The sequence below is a fragment of the Demequina aestuarii genome, from assembly GCF_000975095.1.
Classification (GTDB): domain Bacteria; phylum Actinomycetota; class Actinomycetes; order Actinomycetales; family Demequinaceae; genus Demequina; species Demequina aestuarii.
The window spans coordinates 71,149-89,204 of record NZ_BBRD01000002.1; the positions used below are offsets into that span (position 1 = coordinate 71,149).

Sequence of the window (18,056 nt, forward strand, 5' to 3'; positions counted from 1 at the left end):
GGCGGCCGGGGCGTATGCCCCCAGACTACCGGCGGGGCGTCGGATGCAGGGCGGCCACATCGACCCTCCCGCGCGAACTGCGAACCATTCTTCGGTGCGACACCCCGCAGAGTGCCCCGATACGGGGTCGGACGTTCGGCGTGTCGAGCGAAAGGTGGTTCGCTGTGAAGGAGGGCGGGGCGGGCGAGGAGGCCGATGCGGGGGCCGGGTCAGTCGAGCAGATCGGCCACGGCGGCGCGCGCGTCCCGCAGCAGCTCCGTGTGGTCGCGGTCGGGGGCGTCGACATGAAGGTGGTCGGCGCCCTCCCACTCGACGCCGTGGACTCCTGCGGTGGTGCCGATGGCCTCCCCGAGTTGCTCGAAGGCCTCCGCGCCCAGCAGCGGCTCCGCCAGGTGGGACACCCACAGCACGTGCGTGAAGCCGTCGCGCCGTGACGTGCCGATGTCCAGCAGCACTGCGGAAGGGCCGGAGGTGGGGCGATCCTCGCCGGACAGCGCGGCGCCGCGACGGCGTCCGGGAAGGTCCCGAGGAGCGGACGCGACGGCGGGCGTGAACGGACCCGCGTCGTGACCCAGCTCGTCAGCGAGGTGCTCAAGCGCCTCGCTGTCGCGAGAGTCGCCGTCCTGGGCGTCATTGCGGGACGTGGCCATGTCAGTTCCTTCGGCAGGGATGGACCTCTCTATGACACCTCAGTGTCCGTCAGATGGAAAGTCCACGTGCCGAATCAGACAGTCGGGGCGACGACTGGTCCCGGCCTAGGGTGAGCGCTATGGACTGGCCCCTCCTCGCGTTCGCGCTCGGCGTCGGCGCCCTCCTTCTCGCCGTCGTCGCCGCGGTGCTGGGGGGCCGCCTGCGCGGAGCCCGCGCGCGCATCGGCGCTCTCGAGGCAGAACTGAGCCGGGACACGGAGGCCGAGCGAGCGCTCGCGGCCGCCGACGAGCGCGCCCGCATCGCCCGCGAGATGCACGACGTGGTGGCTCACACCCTGTCGGTGGTGGTCGCGCAGGCCGACGGCGGACGATTCGCCGGCGCCCAGGATCCGGTCCTGTCCCAACGCGCACTCGAGACCATCGCGGACGTGGGGCGGTCCGCGCTCGCGGAGATGCGCGCGATGCTCGGCCTGCTCCGGGACACCGACTCCGAGGTGGCGCTCGGACCGCAGCCCAGCCTGCGCGACATTCCGACGCTCGTCGCCTCGGCCCGCGAGGACGGCCTCGACGTGAGCTACGTGACGACCGGGACGCCCCGTCCGCTCCCCATCGGCGCCGGACTGGCGATGTACCGCATCGTCCAGGAGGCGCTCACTAACGTGCGCAAGCACGCTGGGCCCTCCCCGAGCGTGTACGTCCAGCTCACCTGGGAGGCCGATGCGGCGGTGGTCGCGGTCGGCGACGACGGCCGCGGCGCGGCGGCGAGGCGCGATGGCAGCGGGCTGGGAATCGCCGGCATGCGCGAACGCGTGGGCGTGTTCGGAGGCTCGCTGACGGCCGGGCCGCGTGCCGGCGGCGGGTTCCTGGTGCGAGCGCGCCTGCCTCTCGCGCCACGGGGCGCTCCGGGCTCGCCCTCCCTCGAGGCCGCGGCCGACGCCTGACGTCACAGCGCCGGGCATACTTGCCGCTATGGACGCCACAGACGAACGCGAGATCCTCACCTGGCAAGGCTTCGGCGACGCGTCGCGGGAGATCGCGCAGATGGTCGTGGACTCTGGCTACGAGCCCGAGGTCGTGGTCGCCGTCGCACGCGGCGGGCTGCCCATCGGCGGCGCCCTGGCCTACGCGCTCGGCACCAAGGGCGTGGGAACGCTCAACGTCGAGTTCTACACCGGCATCGACGAGCGCCTGCCGGCACCGGTGCTGCTGCCGCCGCTGCTCGACACCGATGCGATGGCGGGCCTCAAGGTGCTGATCGCGGACGACGTCGCCGACACCGGCGAGACCCTGGCGCTCGTCAAGGCCCTCATGGAGCAGCACGCGGGCGAGGTGCGCACCGCGGTCCTCTACGCGAAGTCCCGCTCGATCATCGACCCGGACTACGTGTGGAGGCGCACGGATCAGTGGATCACCTTCCCGTGGTCGGCGCTCCCGCCGGTGACACCCGGGGCGGCTCACCCGGAGCGCGGATGACCATTCGCGTCGCGCTGGTCGACGACCAGCAGCTCATCCGCGCGGGCTTCCGGATGGTCGTGGACTCGCAGCCCGACCTCGAGGTGGTGGCGCAGGCAGGCGACGGTGCCGCCGCTGTTGCCGCGCTCACCGCCCTCGACCCGCCCGCCGACGTGGTGCTCATGGACATCCGCATGCCGGGCATGGACGGCATCGAGGCGTGCCGGGCCATCACCGATGCGCTGTGCACCCGCGTGATCATCCTCACCACCTTCGACGTCGACGAGTACGTGGTCGCGGCGATCAAGGCGGGGGCGAGCGGATTCCTCCTCAAGGACGCACCGCCCGAGGACCTGCTGGCGGCCATCCGCACGGTGCACGCGGGCGACGCGGTCATCGCGCCCTCGTCCACGCGCAGGCTGCTCACCACCATCGCCTCGGCCGTGCCCGACCCAGGCGCGACGACCACGCTGCCGGAGCTGACCGACCGCGAGCGCGAGGTGCTGGTGCTGATGGCGCGAGGTCGCTCCAACGGGGAGATCTGCGACGAGCTGTTCCTCGCCGAGCCTACGGTGAAGACGCACGTGGGGCGCGTTCTCGCCAAGCTGGGCGCGCGGGACCGCGTGCAGGCCGTGGTCATGGCATACGAGGCCGGGCTGGTGCACCCGCACTCCTGATGCCGCGGTGGGCAGTGGCAGTGCACGGCCGTGACCTCCGCGTCAGCCCACGTGGATACCTTGCCACCATGACATTCCACGCTGGCGACCGCGTCTTCGTCGACGAGTCGAAGACCCGTGGCTACTGGATCACCGCAACAGCGACCGCACCTGCCGTGATGCCCGAGAACGACAAACGTCTTCGTCAGCTGCTCAAGCCCGGCCAGCGCAGACTTCACTTCACCAAGGAGAGTCCGCAACGGCGGCGGGCGCTGCTCTCCGCGATGGTCGATCTCGACGCAAGGGTCGCGGTCTTCAGCATCAGCGGTGTGCGCGACACCTACGCACGGCCCGCCTGCTTGCGGGCGCTCGTCCAGCATGCAGTCCGCGACGACATCCAGGAAGTCGTCCTGGAGCGGGACGATTCGCTCTCCGTGCATGACCGCCGAGTCATCGCCGCGGCCATCCGGACACACCAGACTCGGACCGAGTTCCGGTATCGACACGCGTCTCCACATGAGTTCCCGCTGCTCTGGGTAAGCGACGCGGTGGCGTGGTCCTACGCCAAAGGTGGTGACTGGCGCCGACGCGCCGCGCCGTTGGTAGGCGACCGGCACTACCGTCTGTAGAAACACGTGAGCCTGGCTCGTCGACCGTCCGGACGACTGCCAGGCTCCGAGGGCTAGTGCCCGCCGTGACATCAATCTTATGCTGACCAGCCTGCCTTGCCAAGCGCATTCCGTGCCGTCGCTGTCATACCCTGGTATCGCCCACGTCGACACCAGGGGCCGATGTGCCAGGCAGAGCGCAGGCCGTAGCGTTCCCGGTATGACCTTGAACCAGGCCGGAAAGCCAGCCGCGGCATCGGCCCCCGTGACGCTCACCGCGCGCGGACTCACCAAGACCTACGGCGTGGGCGACGCCGCCGTTGCGGCCGTCGATCACGTCGACCTCGACATCCCGGGCGGCAAGCTCACCGCCGTGATGGGCCCCTCCGGCTCGGGCAAGACCACCCTGGTCCACCTGCTCGCGGGGCTCGACCGGCCGGACTCCGGCGAGGTGTGGGTGGGCGACGACGAGCTCACCGGGCTCTCCGACAAGAAGTTGGCGCGCGTGCGCGGTCGCGTGGTCGGTTTCGTGTTCCAAGGCTTCAACCTCATCCAGACCATGAGCGGGCGCGACAACATCGCGCTGCCGCTGAGACTGAACGGCCTGCCCCACGACGAATCGTGGATGGCGACGCTGGTGGAGATGCTCGGCATCGATCGCGAGCTCGACCGCAGGCCGTACGAGATGTCGGGTGGTCAGCAGCAGCGGGTAGCCATCGCCCGCGCGCTGATCACCCGGCCACGCGTGGTGCTCGCCGACGAGCCCACCGGCAACCTGGACACGCACGCGAGCGCCGAGATCCTCTCGCACCTGCGGGCGTCCTGCCGCGAACTGGGCCAGTCGGTGGTGATGGTCACTCACGACCCCGCCGCGGCGTCCTACGCGAGCCAGGTGCTGCTGTTCGCCGACGGTCGCGTGGAGGGTCACATCACGGACCCGACGCCCGAATCGGTCATGGCCGGGCTGGACGCGCTGGCGGGGGTCGAGCGATGAAGTGGTTGCCAGTAGGGCTGGTCGGTGCGGCCGCCGCGTGGATGGGGTGGGTGAGCGGACCACTCTTCGAGAACTGGAACGACCCTGGCGGATACGGCCTGAACTTCTGGGTGCTGCCGATGGGGTGGCTCGCCATTGTCTTCTACGCGCCCTTCTTCTTTGCCGTCGTGGGCGGCCCCGTGCTCGCGTTCCGCTCCCTCTGGCTGTCGACCCAGCGCGCGGAGATCGCGGCACGGATCGCATTGGGCCACAGTCGCCAGACACTCATCCGCGGTCATGTCAGCGACGGCGTTCGCGACGGACTCATCGCTGGTCTCGGCGGCGTGACACTCGGCGGGGCGCTCCGCCAGATCATGACCGGCTTCGTCGGGGTCCAGTTCGTGTCCAACACGCTCTGGGACTACACCGCGTTCGTGACCCTGGCAGTGGTGTGCTTCGCACTCGCGTACTGGGTCGCGGCTGCTTGGGCGACGCGGGGCTCGGTTCGCGCGGTCGCATCCGGACAGATCGCCGATGCGCCCGCGCCCAGACCCGCCCGCGGCGCCCGTCGCCCTCGGCGCCGCATCATTCTGGCGACGGCGGTGGCTCTCGCTGCAGCGGGGCTGAACCTGGTGGTCTGGGCGCCGGATGTCCTGTCAACCGACGACACGGACGGCGATGCGCGGGTGCTACTGGCGATCGCCGCCGGAATCCTGGTCAACGTCGGTGCCGGCCTCGCGCTCCCCGGCCTGCTCATGTATGCGGGAGCCCGGTCCAGCGTGCGGGCCACCCGCGCACTGGGTGCCGCCGTCGGTGGTGGCGCCGGCCCAGGCACGGCGCGCTCGCTCGCGGCCGATGCGGTGGCCAGGCCCACGCCGATGCGCACGGGAGCGGTGGCCGCGGTCGTCGTGGTGATGGGAGTCGCGGTCACGGCGACCGCGCTGTCCTTCGACCTTGAGCACGCCAATCGCATTGCCAACGACCTCGACCCGCACGCCACGGTCAGCACGATCGAACTCTCCGCCAGCGAACCGGCACAGTCGGTGCACTCCGGGTGGGCCGCACCACTGCCCCCGGAACTTCTCGACGACCTTCGCGCCGACTCGGACCTCACGGTGATCGAGGCGGGAGTGCTGACCACAGAGCCCCGCGAGCACGAGTCCTGGGGAGATGATGGGCTGCCGTTCATGGATGCCTCGCGGGACCTGCTGATCGCCGTCGATCCCGCAGCGCTGGACGCCGTGGTGCAGGACTCGGGGAAGGCGCTCTACCTCACCGACGGGACGGTGTGGCAGAACGGTGAGCTGGGTACGATCCCGTCCTCTGGGCCAGGTGGACTGCACATCGAGGTGAACGGCGTGCGGGGGGACGCCGACGCAGTCAATGGCCCCTCCCCCTGGACCGGGATCTCGCGCCCGTGGGCCGAGAGTCTATGGGGCACCGCCCCGACGTCCGCGGTGATGCTGTACCCCGCCGGTGAGGTGACCGTCGATGAGGCGCTCTCTGCCCACGATCTGGACGGACTCCATGCCTCCAGCGCAAACGCCTCCTTCAGGTGGAGCAGCAGCACCAGCCCGGGGCTGGTCACTGCCGTCACGGCTCCGTTCCTGGCTGTCGCCGTAGCCATCGTCGTCGGCCTTGCCTGGTCGGGGCAGCGACTGCGCGCTCGCGATCAGGCGACGCTGCTGGCACTCGGCGCTACCCCCTCCGCACTGCGCGGGGCAGCAGCTCTCGAATCGTTCCTGGTCACCGCAGTCGCGGGCGCCGTCGGCTGCCTCGGCGGAGCTCTCCTGGGGCCGCTCGCGGCTGCGGTCGCGTTCTCCTCGCCCATCAGGGCGGCCGGTCCCGGCCTCGTGCTGTGGAACATGGGCCACACGCTCACGATCATGCCGTGGGGCGTGCTCCTCGGGCTGGTGGTCGGCGCGGCAGTGATCGCTGCCGGTGGTGCCGCCCTCATCCGCGTGCGGCTCGATCGTCTGAGCCCCGCCCAACAACTCTCCGAAGCTCAGAAGGCGGGAACGCCATGACTACGCCCCTCTCACGTCACACGGACGAAAGAGCAGTCCGATGAGGGCCGTCGCCGCTGCGATCTCGGGGGCATACGCGCTCCTCATCATGACCGCCGCATTGCCGTGGGACGCGGCCGAGTGCGCGGACGCCACATGCGTCACGAGCGGCGCGGACGCGCAGTTCTTCCCCACGTGGTTCACCTTGACCGCGCTCGCTGTTCCTACACTTCTGCTCTTCGTCATCCTCCGCGGCGTGCTGGGCATGGTCTCTTCTCGGGACCCCGAGGAGGGAGCAGTGCTTGCGGCGCTCGGCCAGACGCGCTCCACCTCAATCAGAACTGCTGCCCTCTCCGGGCTACGGGACGGGGCCATCGCGGTCAGTGCAGCGTTCCTCATCGCGGCGGGGATACACGTCGCCATGCTCGTCGGCACTGATCTGAACCCCGTCACGACGAGCCCCGACATGTGGGCCAGTCGCGCGATCATGGGTGCGGCCGTACTTCTTGCCCTCGTGCTCGCGCACATCACGCGAGCCGCGCACCGACCACGAACTCCGGTGGAGGCCCTCGCGGCGGACCTGCGAGGCGAGCCAGCGCATCGGCCGTCCCTCAGAGTCCGCGCGCTGCTCACCGGCACCACCCTCGCACTCTCCGGCGGGATCATCGCGGGACTTGCCATCGCGGAGCGCGACGCCGGGGCGTGGGACGTGAGCTTCTACGTCACCAACACTGCCGGCATTGCGATGATGGTCGCGTGGCTCAGTGCCCTCACGCTCGGGCTGTGGGTCGCGGTTCCCTGGCTGCGTGGACGCCGCGGCGTTGTCCTCGACGCCGCGGCGCGTGCCGTCGGCCGGGACGGGCGCGTCGGCGCCGTGCTCGCCACATACGCAGGCGACCGCTCCCGCGCATCGGCCCGCATCGTCACCGTGCTGGCAGTGCTCGGATTTCTGATCGCATCCGTGCCGTCACAGGATCCCTACCCGGCCGTGAGCGACCGCCTCGTGAGCATCACGTCGGTGGAAGGCGACGTCGACGCGATCGCCCTGGCAGATCGGTACAGAGCCATCGAAGGGGTCGACCATGTCATTCCAGCCCAAGGAATCATGCTGGAATACGCCGAGCCCCACAGCTCCGTCTATGCAGTTGCGCCCAAGAGTCTGCGGAGTTGGGACGACCCGCTGGCCGATGCATTGGAACGGCACCCGACCTCGGTGGCGGCATCGCTATGGAACGGCCAAGCCCCGACGGACCTGGTCGAGCGCCAGGAGTTCAACGCCGAGGGAATCGTCCCGATCGAGGACTGTTGCGCTGCATTCGTCAATGCCGACTTCGTAGATCTCACCTCGCCTCAGCCCGCCTTCTTCATCTTCTCCGCTGAAGATGCCGACATCGCCGCCGTCACTCGGGCAATCGACGACGTGACCTGGCAGGTACCGGGCGCGACGGGGACGGGCTCCTCCACCCCTGGCGGCTACGTCGATTCCTCGATGCCGCTGTGGAACACCCTGGTGAACGCCGTGCTCTACGCCGCGGTCTTCATCCTCCCCCTGGTGTTGGTCGCCGTGGGCGCGGTGCGGCGCCGTCGTGACGACGATGGCACGCTGACCGCGCTCGGAGCTACCGCCCGCACCATGCGCGCGGCGGTCGCGATCGAGATGGCTGTGGTAAGCGCCTTCACCCTCGCAGGCGGCATGGCAGTGGGCGCCGCGATCCGTGTCCTGATGACGGCGCTTCAACAAGGGCGATTGTCGCTGCGGTCCGTCGAGGTGGACTCGGCATTGATGATGGGCCTGCTCTCGACTCCTTGGACGGCCATGGCCATCGTGGGAATCACCAGCGTGGCCGTCATGACCATCACGGCATACCTCACCGCGTGGGCGACCGGACGCCCCAGTGGAAGGCGACCCACGCCCGTAGATGCGCTCCGCACGAAGGCGAAGGAGGGCGTGCGATGACGTGGACACTCGTCAAGGAACAACTGCGTTCACGCCACAGCTACCTCGTGTGGTCCGTTGCCCTCATCGCGCTCGCCGCGGGGCTGGCGTCGTTCGCATGGGGGACGGTGCTGTCGGAGCAAGCGTTCCTGAGGCACTCCTTTGCGATGCGCGGCGGGGAGCGCGCGCACAGCACTCAGATCGCCATCGTCGACGGCGGGGAGGATCTCGCACGGGCCGAGCAGTGGGGGGTGCCGATGACTGCGGCGGAGTTTGACTCGCTCCTTGCAGACGCGAATGCCGAAGGCGCAGAGGCCGTCGCAGCACGCGAAGGCTGGGCCCTTAGCATGACCGGGATCCCCGGTCCGAATGGAGGAGTGCCGCAGACGGGGCTCGTGCTGAGTGGGGACGTGCGCTGGGACGTGATCCTGTCATCGGGAGAGCCTCCCGGAGCCGGCGACGTGGTCGTACAGGCCTCGGTCGCGGACTCACTCGGGGCAACGGTCGGCGACTCGGTGGAGATCGCCAGGGAGCCCATGGACAACAGCGGTATCGCCCCATCAGTGGGCACCCGTGTGATCACAGGCATCGCCTATAACGATGGCGGGGAATCTGGGCGCGGACACAACGGCGTCTTCTACCTGTCTGAGGCGGACCTCACGTTGGTGGCGGAGTCGATGCGCGAGGCCAACGACGGCGCGGGCACCGAACTGAACGCCCCGCTAACCGTGGCGCTCCGCTGGAACCACGACACGCCTTCCCTTGCCTCGGCAATCCCGGCCAGCGCTGCGTGGGATGAGGGTGGGTGGGGTGTCAACGCTGACGCTCAGATCGTGATCCTCGCACTCGTGGTCACAGGCGGAGTACTGGTGACCGCCTTCGCCGTGGGCCGCGCGCAGGCTCAGGAACGCGCGCGTTGGACGGCGACTGCCCGCGCGCTGGGGTCCACACGCGGACGCCTCGTTCGCGCCACGCTCATCGAGGGAATCGTCATCGGCGGCATCGGCGGCGCCGTGGGGATGGTGTGCGGGCTCGCGGCGGCGGCTGCGAGCCACTCTGCCGGACAGGCCACCCTGACCGCGCCTCCCCCGGTGGCGTTTACGGTGAGTAGCGCTCTAGCCATCACCGTCGTGCTCGGAGGCGTCATGCTCGGCCTCGTCATCGCGGGCGTTCCGGCGTTCCTGAGCGCTCGAGTGCCGCCCTCAGCCGCGCTCAAGGATGTCTCCACCATCGACGAGATGGAGGTGACGCGTCGTGTCCCGGTCACTCCCGTGGCGGTGCTGTTCGGACTCTCCTATGTCGGCGCACTCAGTGCGATGCCGGTCGACAACGATCAGCGCGCGCTAGCGATAGCGGTCGCAGCGATCGCCGGTGTCACGTCCGGTCTCGCGTTGATTGTCGAGATGTCCCGCCGAACCGCGAGGTGGCTCGGCCGGCTGCTCAGCGCCCGCGCCGAACCAGTAGCCATCCGTGCCGGGCTGGAGCTGTCGGGCCATCCGCGCCAGGCAGGCGCGTTGATCACCGTCCAGTGCGTTGCCTCTGTTGGCCTGACAGCCGCCATCTGTGCGTACACGGTCGGGTCAGCGTCGTTCGGCTGGCTTGCCTCCACGGCCAATGACGCGTCATTCGAACTGATCTTTCACAGCGCGAGTACGCAGTTTCACTGGGAGATGACGGTCGCCATCGCGATCATCGCACAGACGCTGTGCGCTTCGATCTTCGTGGGAACGCGGCGAATCGCACGCAAGGACGATGCCATCGCATCCGGCCTCGGCTTGGACGCGAGGTCCGAGCGGATGGCACGCGCCATTCGGTACGCGGCGCCGCAGATGATCGGGCTCGCGGCGGGATCAGCCCTTGCCCTCCCCCTGATCGGATCCCTGTTCTCTTCATACTCCGCCGGCGCCTTCGCGGGCGACGGGGGCCTGGGGTTCCTATGGAGCGTCGCGATCCTGCAAGCACTGCTGACGATCGTCATCGGCCTGGGAGTACTCGCGGGCGCGACTTCGCTACAGAGCATCACCCGGAGGAGCCGGGTCCGCCACCCGGAGCACGCGCGATAGCGACCTTGAAGTCGACCATGAACTCATGCTCGCCACAACGTCTGACGAGGGGATCGCTGCAGCCCTAGACTGACGCGCATCGGCCCCCGAGCGTGGGGCGCCGCCCCCGCACCCGCATCGGACGCCCCGCCGGTGCCGCCTCGGAAGGACCGCTCGTGAGCAACTACGCCGGAGACATCACCCCCCAGGAGGCCTGGGAGCTGCTGACCTCGAACCCGGATGCGCGCCTCGTCGACGTGCGGACCGAGGCCGAGTGGCGGTTCGTGGGCGTGCCCGACACGTCTTCGACCGACCACGAGACCCTGTTCATCGAGTGGGTGAGCTACCCCGACGGGCAGCGCAACTTCCGGTTCGTGGAGCAGCTCAAGGACGGCGGGTTCGAGCCCGGCTCCGAGGCGCCCGTGATCTTCCTGTGCCGCTCGGGTCAGCGCTCGATCGGCGCGGCGGTCGCGGCGACCGATGCGGGCATCGGCCCGTCCTACAACGTTCTCGAGGGCTTCGAGGGCGCGGTCGACGGCGACGGGCACCGTGGATGGCAGGGGTGGCGCGCGGCCGGGCTGCCCTGGCGTCAGGGCTAGTCGACCTCGTCCACGCCCGCGGCGACCGACGTTCGCGTGGGATGTCACGATTTGGTCACACGACTTGCATTGTTGCCATCGGCAACTTAGTGTCGTCGTCAACGAGGCGCTTCGAAGCGCTTCGACGAAGCAGTCCAGTGCGACGACGATGGAGTCAATGATGGCGACGATCGAGGATGTGGCCCGCGAGGCGGGCGTCAGCATCTCGACCGTTTCGTACGCCCTGAGCGGCAAGCGGGCCATCAGCGCCACGACCCGCCAGCGCGTCCAGGACGCCGCCACCAAGCTGAACTACCTCCCCCACGCTTCGGCGCGCATGCTGGCCGCCAACCGCTCGCACATCTTCGCGGTGACGGCACCGCTGCACCCCGACACCGACCACAGCGCCCACATGACGTTCGCCATGGAGGTCACCAAGGCCGCTCGCGAACGCGACTACGACACGCTGCTGCTGGTCCACAAGGACGCCCTCGAGGGCATGAAGCGCTCGGCCGCGACCAGCCTCGCCGACGGCATCATCGTGCTCGACGTCGACGCCCATGACGATCGCGCCGCGCTCGCACGTCAGCTCTCCTGCCCCACCGTGTTCATCGGCATCCCCGAGGACACCTCCGGCCTGGTGTGCGTTGACCTCGACTTCGAGGCCGCAGCGGCCATGTCGATCGACAGGCTCCTGGACGCCGGCCGCACGAGCATCGGCCTCATCTCGCACCCCGAGGAGACGCTGGTGCGCGAGTCCAACTTCCCGCTGCGGTTCCGCCACGGCTTCGAGCACCACGCCGCCCTGCGCGGCATCGACATCGCCGTCGCGAACCCGACCCACCACCGTGCTCACGAGGCCATCGCGGAGCTCCTCGAGCTCAAGCCCGACCTCGACGCGATCGTGCTCAACACGAACATCGATGTCGCCGGGTCGGTCACCGCCGCCCTCGCCGGCCTGGGCCGCTCGGTTCCGCGAGACGTCGCCGTGGTGGCCGCAGGCGTCACGTTCTCCACTCTTCGCTTCCCCGTGCCGTTCGACACCATCCCCCTCGACGCGCACGCCTCGTGCTCCGCGGCGGTCGATATGCTCGCCCGCATCGTGGAGAACGGTGAGTCCCCACCGGAGACCACCCTGATCCCGCCCACCTACATCGAGCTCGGCTCGGTCGCGCGCACCAGCGTGACCACGTCCGCGCCCGTCACGGCACCGGCCACATGACTCCCCCCACCCCGCGCTCGTGACGGCTGCGCTTCATCGAAGCGCTTCGACAGCGACGCGGGACCCGCACCACCACAACTGAATACGCACGACGACGATCACTGTCGAAGCGCTTCGCCAAACGAAGAAGCGCACAGGACGACCACCCCCGCGACGGGCCACCCCGGTCCCGAGCACCTACAAGGAGGTAGAGAAAAATGAGGAACCGATCACGGACCCTCGCGGCGCTGGCCACGGCCGGCGCCCTGACCCTCACGCTCACCGCGTGCTCATCCGATGACGACGGCGGGTCCGAGACCCCCGCCGACGGCGACTGGTCGGGCGAGACGCTGACCGTCATGCACTTCGAAGGCCAGGACTCGGCGATGGGCATCGCCTGGGACCGCGCCATCGAGATCTTCGAAGAGGAGACCGGCGCCAGCGTCGACCTCCAGCTCACGGCATTCGAGGACCTGCGCACCTCCGCCGAGCAGCTGTTCGACTCGGGTGACGCCCCCGACGTCGCCGAGTACAACAAGGGCAACGCCACGGCGGGTCAGCTCGCGGCGATCGGAGTGCTCGAGAACCTCGACGATGCCTATGAGGAGTACGGCTGGGGCGACAAGCTCGCCGACTCCGTCGCCACGACCGCGCAGTACAACGAGGACGGGATCATGGGCTCGGGCAGCTACTACGGCGTCCCGAACTACGGCGAGTTCACGTTCCTCTACTACAACGAGGACATGTTCGCCGAGTACGGCCTCGAGGTCCCCACGAGCATCGAAGAGGTCGAGGCCGCGGCCCAGACCTTCGCCGATGCGGGCGTCACTCCCTTTGCGGAGTCCGTCCAGGAGTACCCGCTGGGTCAGCTCTGGTACCAGCTCGCGCTCAGCCAGGGCGGCCGCGACTTCGTCAACGCCTACCAGCTCTACACGGAGCCGGTCGACTGGCAGGGTCCGGAGATCAGCTACGCGACCGAGACCATCGCGGAGTGGGTCGACAACGGCTTCATCTCCTCCGAGGTCACCGGCATGACCGCCGAGGACGCAGGCCTCGAGTTCATCAACGGCGACGTGCCGATGTTCTACTCGGGCTCCTGGTGGTACGGCCGCTTCCTGACCGAGGTGTCTGACTTCGAGATGGGCATCACCAACTGGCCGTCCACCGACCTCACCCCCGGATCCGGCGGCAACATGTGGGTCGTCCCGGTCGAGTCGGAGCAGCCCGAGCTCGCTCGCATGTTCATCGACATCACCATGCGTCCCGAGATCCAGGCACTGCTGGGCGACTCCGGCGGCCTGCCCGTCGCGGCCGACCCCGCGGACATCACCGACGAGAACGCCCAGGCGCTCATCGAGCTGTTCAACGAGGTCAACGAGCGCGACGGCCTGTCGTTCTACCCCGACTGGCCCACCCCCAACTTCTACGGCGACCTCAACGGTGTGCTGCAGGGGCTGGTGAACGGCGACTTCACGGCTGAGGAAGCTCAGGCCGAACTCGAGTCCTACTACGAGGACCACGTCGCGGACCTCCGCGACTAGCCCCTTCCACTCACAGGCGCGGCCCGGGCCTCACCGCCCGGGCCGCGCCGGAGAAGGACAATCATGACCTCGACGATGACGCCCAAGCGGCGCAAGCGCTCGGCCGAACCCGCCCGCATCCCCGAGCGCGGCGGCCGCAAGCTCGGCTACTGGCTCTACTTCCTGCCCGGCGCCCTCCTGGTGTCGGTCATCATCTTCTACCCGATCGTCCGCAACCTGCGGCTGAGCTTCTTCCACTGGCGCGGTGGCCGCGCCGAAGAGGAGTTCGCCGGGCTGGACAACTGGGCCGCGCTCTTCCAAGACCAGGAGTACCTGCAGTCATTCCAGAACATCATCCTGGTGATCGTCGCCATGGTGATCGTGCCCACCCTGCTGGGCCTGGTGATCGCGGCGCTGCTGTTCGACGTCATCGGCCGCCGGTTCGGCGGCAAGCTCTCCAGCTTCCTGCGCGCCACCTACTACCTGCCGCAGATCCTGCCGATCGCCGTCGCCGGCGTGCTGTTCGGCTGGCTGCTCAAGCCCAACTCCGACGGAGTGGTGAACCAGTTCCTCACGTTCATCACCGGCTCCGAGACCACCGTGAACTGGCTGGGCGGCTCCTACCCCACCGCCATGGGATCGGTCATGGTGCTGATGATCTGGATTCAGATCGGCTACCCCATCGTGATCTTCATGGCGGCCCTCCAGCGGGTCGACCCCGAGCTGTACGAGGCGGCCGAGCTCGATGGCGCGAACTGGTACGAGCGATTCCGCGCGATCACCCTCGCGCAGATCAAGCCCGAGGTGTTCGTCGTGTCCCTCACGACCACCATCGCGGCGATGAAGGTCTTCGCGCCCGTCTTCATCCTCACCCAGGGCGGTCCGAACAAGTCCACGTACGTGCCGTCCTTCTACGCGTACAACGAGTTCGTCAACGGCACCGACAAGGGCTACGCGGCCGCGATCGCCTCGTCGATCACGATCCTCGTGGCGATCGTCGCCGTGATCTTCATCCGCGTGCAGAACCGCTCCGAGCGAAAGGACGCGTGACCTCATGACCACCACGCCTGTCCAGAAGGACACCACCCGCGCATCGGCCGGAAGCGGTCAACCCCCCAGCGACGACCAGCTCGTCAAGGCCCGTGGCCGCCGCGGCGGCCGTCCCCGCACCGCGGCGGAGTGGATCCTCATGCTGCTCGGCGTCCTCGGCGCCGCCATCGTGGTGTTCCCGATCCTGCTGCTGCTGATCAACGCGTTCAAGTCGCCCGCCGACTACTCGACGTCGAGCCCGCTGGATCTCCCGCGGTCGTTCGACCTCACCGGAATCCAGACGTTCTGGGAGCAGAACGACTTCCTCCGCGCCCTGTGGAACTCGGTCTTCATCTCGACGATGGTCGCGCTGCTCGCGGTCGTCGTGTCGGTGCTGAACTCGTTCGCGATCGGCATCGGCCGGGTGCGCGGACGCACCTGGATCGTGCTGCTGTTCCTCATGGCCAACCTCGTGCCGCAAGAGATGCTGTTCGACCCGCTGTTCACCCTCTACGACGACCTGGGGCTGCTGTCCAACTCGTGGTCCGTGATCATCACCTTCGTGGTGATCCAGTCCGCATTCGGCACCTACCTGCTGTCGAGCCTGCTCGGCACCTTCCCCAAGGAGATCCTCGAGGCGGCCGCCGTCGACGGGGCGAGCCGGTGGCGCATCCTGCGCTCGATCATCGTGCCCGTGGTGCGGCCCACGCTCTCCGTCCTGATGGTGTTCTTCTTCATCTGGACGTGGAACGAGTTCCTGCTGCCGCTGGCCTTCCTCAACACGTCCGATTCGCTCACCGTCCCGCTCGTGCTCGAGCAGCTGAGCGGCGAGCGTCAGACGGACACCACCACGCTGATCGCCGGAACGCTGATCAGCATCATCCCGACCATCATCTTCTTCCTCATCTTCCAGCGCACGCTGACCCGAGGAATCACGGCAGGAGCAGTGAAGTAATGAAGTTCACCGACGGATTCTGGCACCTGCGTCCCGGTGTCACGGCGAATTACGCCCAGGAGGCGTACGACATCGCCCCCACCACCACGCCCGACGGCGACGGGATCGTGATCCACGCCCCGTCGCAGCGCATCGTCTCGCGCGGCAACGTGCTCAACCGGGCGCTGCTCACGGTCACGCTGTCCTCGCCGCTCGAGGGCGTGGTGCGGGTGCGCATCGAGCACCATCAGGGTGCCCACCGGTCACCGGGCTTCGCCCTCGCGACCGAGCCCGGCGCCGCCACGGTCACGACGGACGATGCGGGGGCCAGCCTGGTGACGGGCGGCCTGACCGCGCGCATCGGCAAGGGCGCCCCGTGGGACCTGTCCTTCTCGCGTGACGGGCGCCGGCTCACCGGCTCCGGGCACAAGTCCGTGGGCCACATGGCCCTCGCGGCCGATGCGCCGGTCGCCGCCGAGCCGGCCGGCATCTCGGGCTACTCGGAGAGCGGGCTCGCGCCCTCGCGCACCTACGTGCACGAGCAGCTCGACCTCGGCGTGGGCGAGCTCATCTACGGCCTCGGCGAGCGGTTCGGGGCGTTCGTGAAGAACGGCCAAGCGGTAGACATCTGGAACGCCGACGGCGGCACCAGTTCCGAGCTCTCGTACAAGAACGTCCCGTTCTACCTGTCCTCACGAGGCTACGGCGTGCTGGTCAACCAGCCCGAGCACGTGTCGTTCGAGGTCGGCTCCGAGGCGGTGGAGCGCGTGCAGTTCTCCACCGCCGGCGAGGCGCTGGAGTACCTGGTCTTCGACGGGCCCACGCCCCGCGACGTCATTGACCGCTACACCAAGCTGACCGGCCGTCCGCCCGTGGTGCCCGCATGGTCGTACGGCCTGTGGCTGTCGACGTCGTTCACCACGGACTACGACGAGGAGACCGTCAACTCGTTCGTGGACGGCATGCGCGAGCGCGACATCCCCCTGAGCGTCTTCCACTTCGACTGCTTCTGGATGCGCGAGTTCAACTGGACCGACCTCGAGTGGGACGCTCGCACGTTCCCCGATCCGGAGGGAATGCTCGCTCGCCTGCACGATGACAAGGACCTGCGCGTGTGCGTGTGGATCAACCCGTACATCGGCCAGCGCGGACGCATGTTCGCCGAGGCCATGGACGCGGGCTACCTCGTCAAGCGCGCCGACGGCACCGTGTGGCAGTGGGACATGTGGCAGGCAGGCATGGGGCTGGTGGACTTCACCAACCCCGATGCGCGGGCCTGGTTCAAGGACCGGCTGCGCGAGATCATTCGGCAGGGCGTCGATGCGCTCAAGACCGACTTCGGCGAGCGCATCCCCACCGACGTGGTGTGGCACGACGGCTCCTCTCCCGAGACCATGCACAACCTCTACACGCAGCTGTACAACGAAGCGGTGTGGGAGGTGCTCGTCGAGGAGCGCGGCGAGGGCGAGGCCGTGCTGTTCTCGCGCTCCGCGACGGCCGGTGGGCAGACCATGCCCGTGCACTGGGGCGGCGACAACTCGTCGACCTACGTGTCGATGGCGGAGACGCTGCGCGGCGGGCTCTCCCTCGCCTCGTCCGGCTTCGGCTACTGGAGCCACGACATCGGCGGCTTCGAGGGCACTCCCGACCCCGGCGTCTTCAAGCGCTGGCTCGCGTTCGGCCTCCTGTCCTCGCACTCGCGCCTGCACGGCTCGACCTCGTACCGGGTGCCGTGGGCCTTCGACGACGAGGCGGTGTCGGTCACCAAGACGTTCGCCGAGCTCAAGAACTCGCTGATGCCCTACCTCTACACCGCGGGCGCCGATGCGGCGGCCAGCGGCGTCTCGGTGGCCCGCCCCATGTTCTTCGAGTTCCCGGATGACCCCGCGGTGGGGTACCTGGACCGTCAGTACATGCTCGGCAACGACCTGCTGATCGCGCCCGTGATGTCCCATGACGGCGTGGTGGACTTCTACCTGCCCGCCGGCACGTGGACGTCGCTGCTCACCGGCGAGCGGGTCGAGGGAGGCCGTTGGGTGCGTGAGACCCACGGCTTCGACTCCCTGCCGGTCTACGTACGCCCCGGGGCCGTCATCCCCCGGGGCGCCCGCTCCGACCGCCCGGACTACGACTTCCTGGACGGGCTCGTCCTGGACGTGTACCCCGAGGACGAGCAGATCGACACCTCCGTCGATGTCGTCACGGCCGAGGGTCGCCGGGTCACGTATCGTGTGACCGGATCGGGCGACTCCGCCACGGCGCCCGACGCGATCGTGCGCGTGCACCGCTGACGCGCGCTCGGCGCGGCTCCCGTTGAGCATCCCCCCTGCAGCTCCGGGAGCCGCGCCACTTCTTCTCGCGAGGCCCGCACCTCGGCCATCGTCGGCCGCACCTGCGGAGCGTCACCCGACCGTCACCTGACGGCCACCTCGATGTGGCCTGGTATCGATACGTTCGCTCGTGGTCCATCC

At 68.8% G+C, this 18,056-nt stretch carries 15 protein-coding genes; 14 read left to right on the top strand and 1 reads right to left on the bottom strand.

Translation table 11 applies throughout. The annotated features are described in order from the left end of the window. Positions 1 to 209: 209 nt before the first annotated feature. Complete coding sequence (locus AOP72_RS11935) at positions 210 to 650, bottom strand: hypothetical protein (protein WP_062137428.1); 441 nt, start codon at positions 648 to 650, stop codon at positions 210 to 212. Between the two features lie 119 nt (positions 651 to 769). Here AOP72_RS11935 and AOP72_RS11940 point away from each other — a divergent pair, with 119 nt between their 5' ends. The 14 genes from AOP72_RS11940 (at position 770) to yicI (ending at position 17,876) form a co-directional block, all read left to right on the top strand. After that, entirely contained in the window at positions 770 to 1,591 is an 822-nt protein-coding gene (locus AOP72_RS11940; protein WP_062137432.1) for a sensor histidine kinase, read from the top strand. Between the two features lie 28 nt (positions 1,592 to 1,619). Further along, positions 1,620 to 2,123 (top strand): phosphoribosyltransferase, encoded by a 504-nt coding sequence (locus tag AOP72_RS11945; protein ID WP_062137435.1) that lies wholly within the window; start codon positions 1,620 to 1,622, stop codon positions 2,121 to 2,123. After that, the gene (locus AOP72_RS11950) at positions 2,120 to 2,779 is read left to right on the top strand and encodes a response regulator (protein ID WP_062138047.1); all 660 of its coding nucleotides are present in this window, start codon (positions 2,120 to 2,122) and stop codon (positions 2,777 to 2,779) included. Before AOP72_RS11945 ends, AOP72_RS11950 begins: the two co-directional genes overlap by 4 nt. A gap of 68 nt (positions 2,780 to 2,847) precedes the next feature. Then, positions 2,848 to 3,387 (top strand): hypothetical protein, encoded by a 540-nt coding sequence (locus AOP72_RS11955; RefSeq protein ID WP_062137438.1) that lies wholly within the window; start codon positions 2,848 to 2,850, stop codon positions 3,385 to 3,387. Positions 3,388 to 3,586: 199 nt separating this feature from the next. After that, positions 3,587 to 4,360, top strand: coding sequence for an ABC transporter ATP-binding protein (locus tag AOP72_RS11960; protein ID WP_062137441.1), 774 nt, complete (start codon positions 3,587 to 3,589; stop codon positions 4,358 to 4,360). Next, a complete protein-coding gene (locus AOP72_RS11965) occupies positions 4,357 to 6,366 on the top strand; it encodes an ABC transporter permease (RefSeq protein ID WP_062137444.1) in 2,010 nt (669 codons plus the stop codon). The genes AOP72_RS11960 and AOP72_RS11965 overlap by 4 nt, the downstream gene beginning before the upstream one ends. A gap of 40 nt (positions 6,367 to 6,406) precedes the next feature. Then, a complete protein-coding gene (locus tag AOP72_RS11970) occupies positions 6,407 to 8,302 on the top strand; it encodes an ABC transporter permease family protein (protein ID WP_062137446.1) in 1,896 nt (631 codons plus the stop codon). Beyond that, complete coding sequence (locus AOP72_RS11975; RefSeq protein WP_062137449.1) at positions 8,299 to 10,344, top strand: FtsX-like permease family protein; 2,046 nt, start codon at positions 8,299 to 8,301, stop codon at positions 10,342 to 10,344. The genes AOP72_RS11970 and AOP72_RS11975 overlap by 4 nt, the downstream gene beginning before the upstream one ends. Positions 10,345 to 10,499: 155 nt before the next feature. Then, positions 10,500 to 10,922: a rhodanese-like domain-containing protein gene (locus AOP72_RS11980; RefSeq protein WP_062137452.1), complete on the top strand. Its 423-nt coding sequence runs from the start codon at positions 10,500 to 10,502 to the stop codon at positions 10,920 to 10,922. Positions 10,923 to 11,082: 160 nt separating this feature from the next. Continuing rightward, the gene (locus AOP72_RS11985; RefSeq protein ID WP_193746430.1) at positions 11,083 to 12,123 is read left to right on the top strand and encodes a LacI family DNA-binding transcriptional regulator; all 1,041 of its coding nucleotides are present in this window, start codon (positions 11,083 to 11,085) and stop codon (positions 12,121 to 12,123) included. 197 nt (positions 12,124 to 12,320) lie between these two features. Continuing rightward, on the top strand, positions 12,321 to 13,643 hold the full coding sequence (locus AOP72_RS11990; protein ID WP_062137459.1) for an ABC transporter substrate-binding protein: 1,323 nt from the start codon (positions 12,321 to 12,323) through the stop codon (positions 13,641 to 13,643). Positions 13,644 to 13,706: 63 nt separating this feature from the next. After that, on the top strand, positions 13,707 to 14,672 hold the full coding sequence (locus AOP72_RS11995; RefSeq protein ID WP_062137462.1) for a carbohydrate ABC transporter permease: 966 nt from the start codon (positions 13,707 to 13,709) through the stop codon (positions 14,670 to 14,672). A 4-nt stretch (positions 14,673 to 14,676) separates the two neighbouring features. Continuing rightward, on the top strand, positions 14,677 to 15,606 hold the full coding sequence (locus AOP72_RS12000; protein ID WP_084631939.1) for a carbohydrate ABC transporter permease: 930 nt from the start codon (positions 14,677 to 14,679) through the stop codon (positions 15,604 to 15,606). Beyond that, on the top strand, positions 15,606 to 17,876 hold the full coding sequence (yicI, locus tag AOP72_RS12005; protein WP_062137464.1) for an alpha-xylosidase: 2,271 nt from the start codon (positions 15,606 to 15,608) through the stop codon (positions 17,874 to 17,876). Before AOP72_RS12000 ends, yicI begins: the two co-directional genes overlap by 1 nt. Positions 17,877 to 18,056 lie beyond the last annotated feature (180 nt).

Excerpts from the sequence above, each read along its gene's own strand:
- AOP72_RS11935 (WP_062137428.1), bottom strand. The coding sequence starts at position 650 with ATGGCCACGTCCCGCAATGACGCCCAGGACGGCGACTCTCGCGACAGC.
- AOP72_RS11940 (WP_062137432.1), top strand. The coding sequence starts at position 770 with ATGGACTGGCCCCTCCTCGCGTTCGCGCTCGGCGTCGGCGCCCTCCTT.
- AOP72_RS11945 (WP_062137435.1), top strand. The coding sequence starts at position 1,620 with ATGGACGCCACAGACGAACGCGAGATCCTCACCTGGCAAGGCTTCGGC.
- AOP72_RS11950 (WP_062138047.1), top strand. The coding sequence starts at position 2,120 with ATGACCATTCGCGTCGCGCTGGTCGACGACCAGCAGCTCATCCGCGCG.
- AOP72_RS11955 (WP_062137438.1), top strand. The coding sequence starts at position 2,848 with ATGACATTCCACGCTGGCGACCGCGTCTTCGTCGACGAGTCGAAGACC.
- AOP72_RS11960 (WP_062137441.1), top strand. The coding sequence starts at position 3,587 with ATGACCTTGAACCAGGCCGGAAAGCCAGCCGCGGCATCGGCCCCCGTG.
- AOP72_RS11965 (WP_062137444.1), top strand. The coding sequence starts at position 4,357 with ATGAAGTGGTTGCCAGTAGGGCTGGTCGGTGCGGCCGCCGCGTGGATG.
- AOP72_RS11970 (WP_062137446.1), top strand. The coding sequence starts at position 6,407 with ATGAGGGCCGTCGCCGCTGCGATCTCGGGGGCATACGCGCTCCTCATC.
- AOP72_RS11975 (WP_062137449.1), top strand. The coding sequence starts at position 8,299 with ATGACGTGGACACTCGTCAAGGAACAACTGCGTTCACGCCACAGCTAC.
- AOP72_RS11985 (WP_193746430.1), top strand. The coding sequence starts at position 11,083 with ATGGCGACGATCGAGGATGTGGCCCGCGAGGCGGGCGTCAGCATCTCG.
- AOP72_RS11990 (WP_062137459.1), top strand. The coding sequence starts at position 12,321 with ATGAGGAACCGATCACGGACCCTCGCGGCGCTGGCCACGGCCGGCGCC.
- AOP72_RS11995 (WP_062137462.1), top strand. The coding sequence starts at position 13,707 with ATGACCTCGACGATGACGCCCAAGCGGCGCAAGCGCTCGGCCGAACCC.
- AOP72_RS12000 (WP_084631939.1), top strand. The coding sequence starts at position 14,677 with ATGACCACCACGCCTGTCCAGAAGGACACCACCCGCGCATCGGCCGGA.
- yicI (WP_062137464.1), top strand. The coding sequence starts at position 15,606 with ATGAAGTTCACCGACGGATTCTGGCACCTGCGTCCCGGTGTCACGGCG.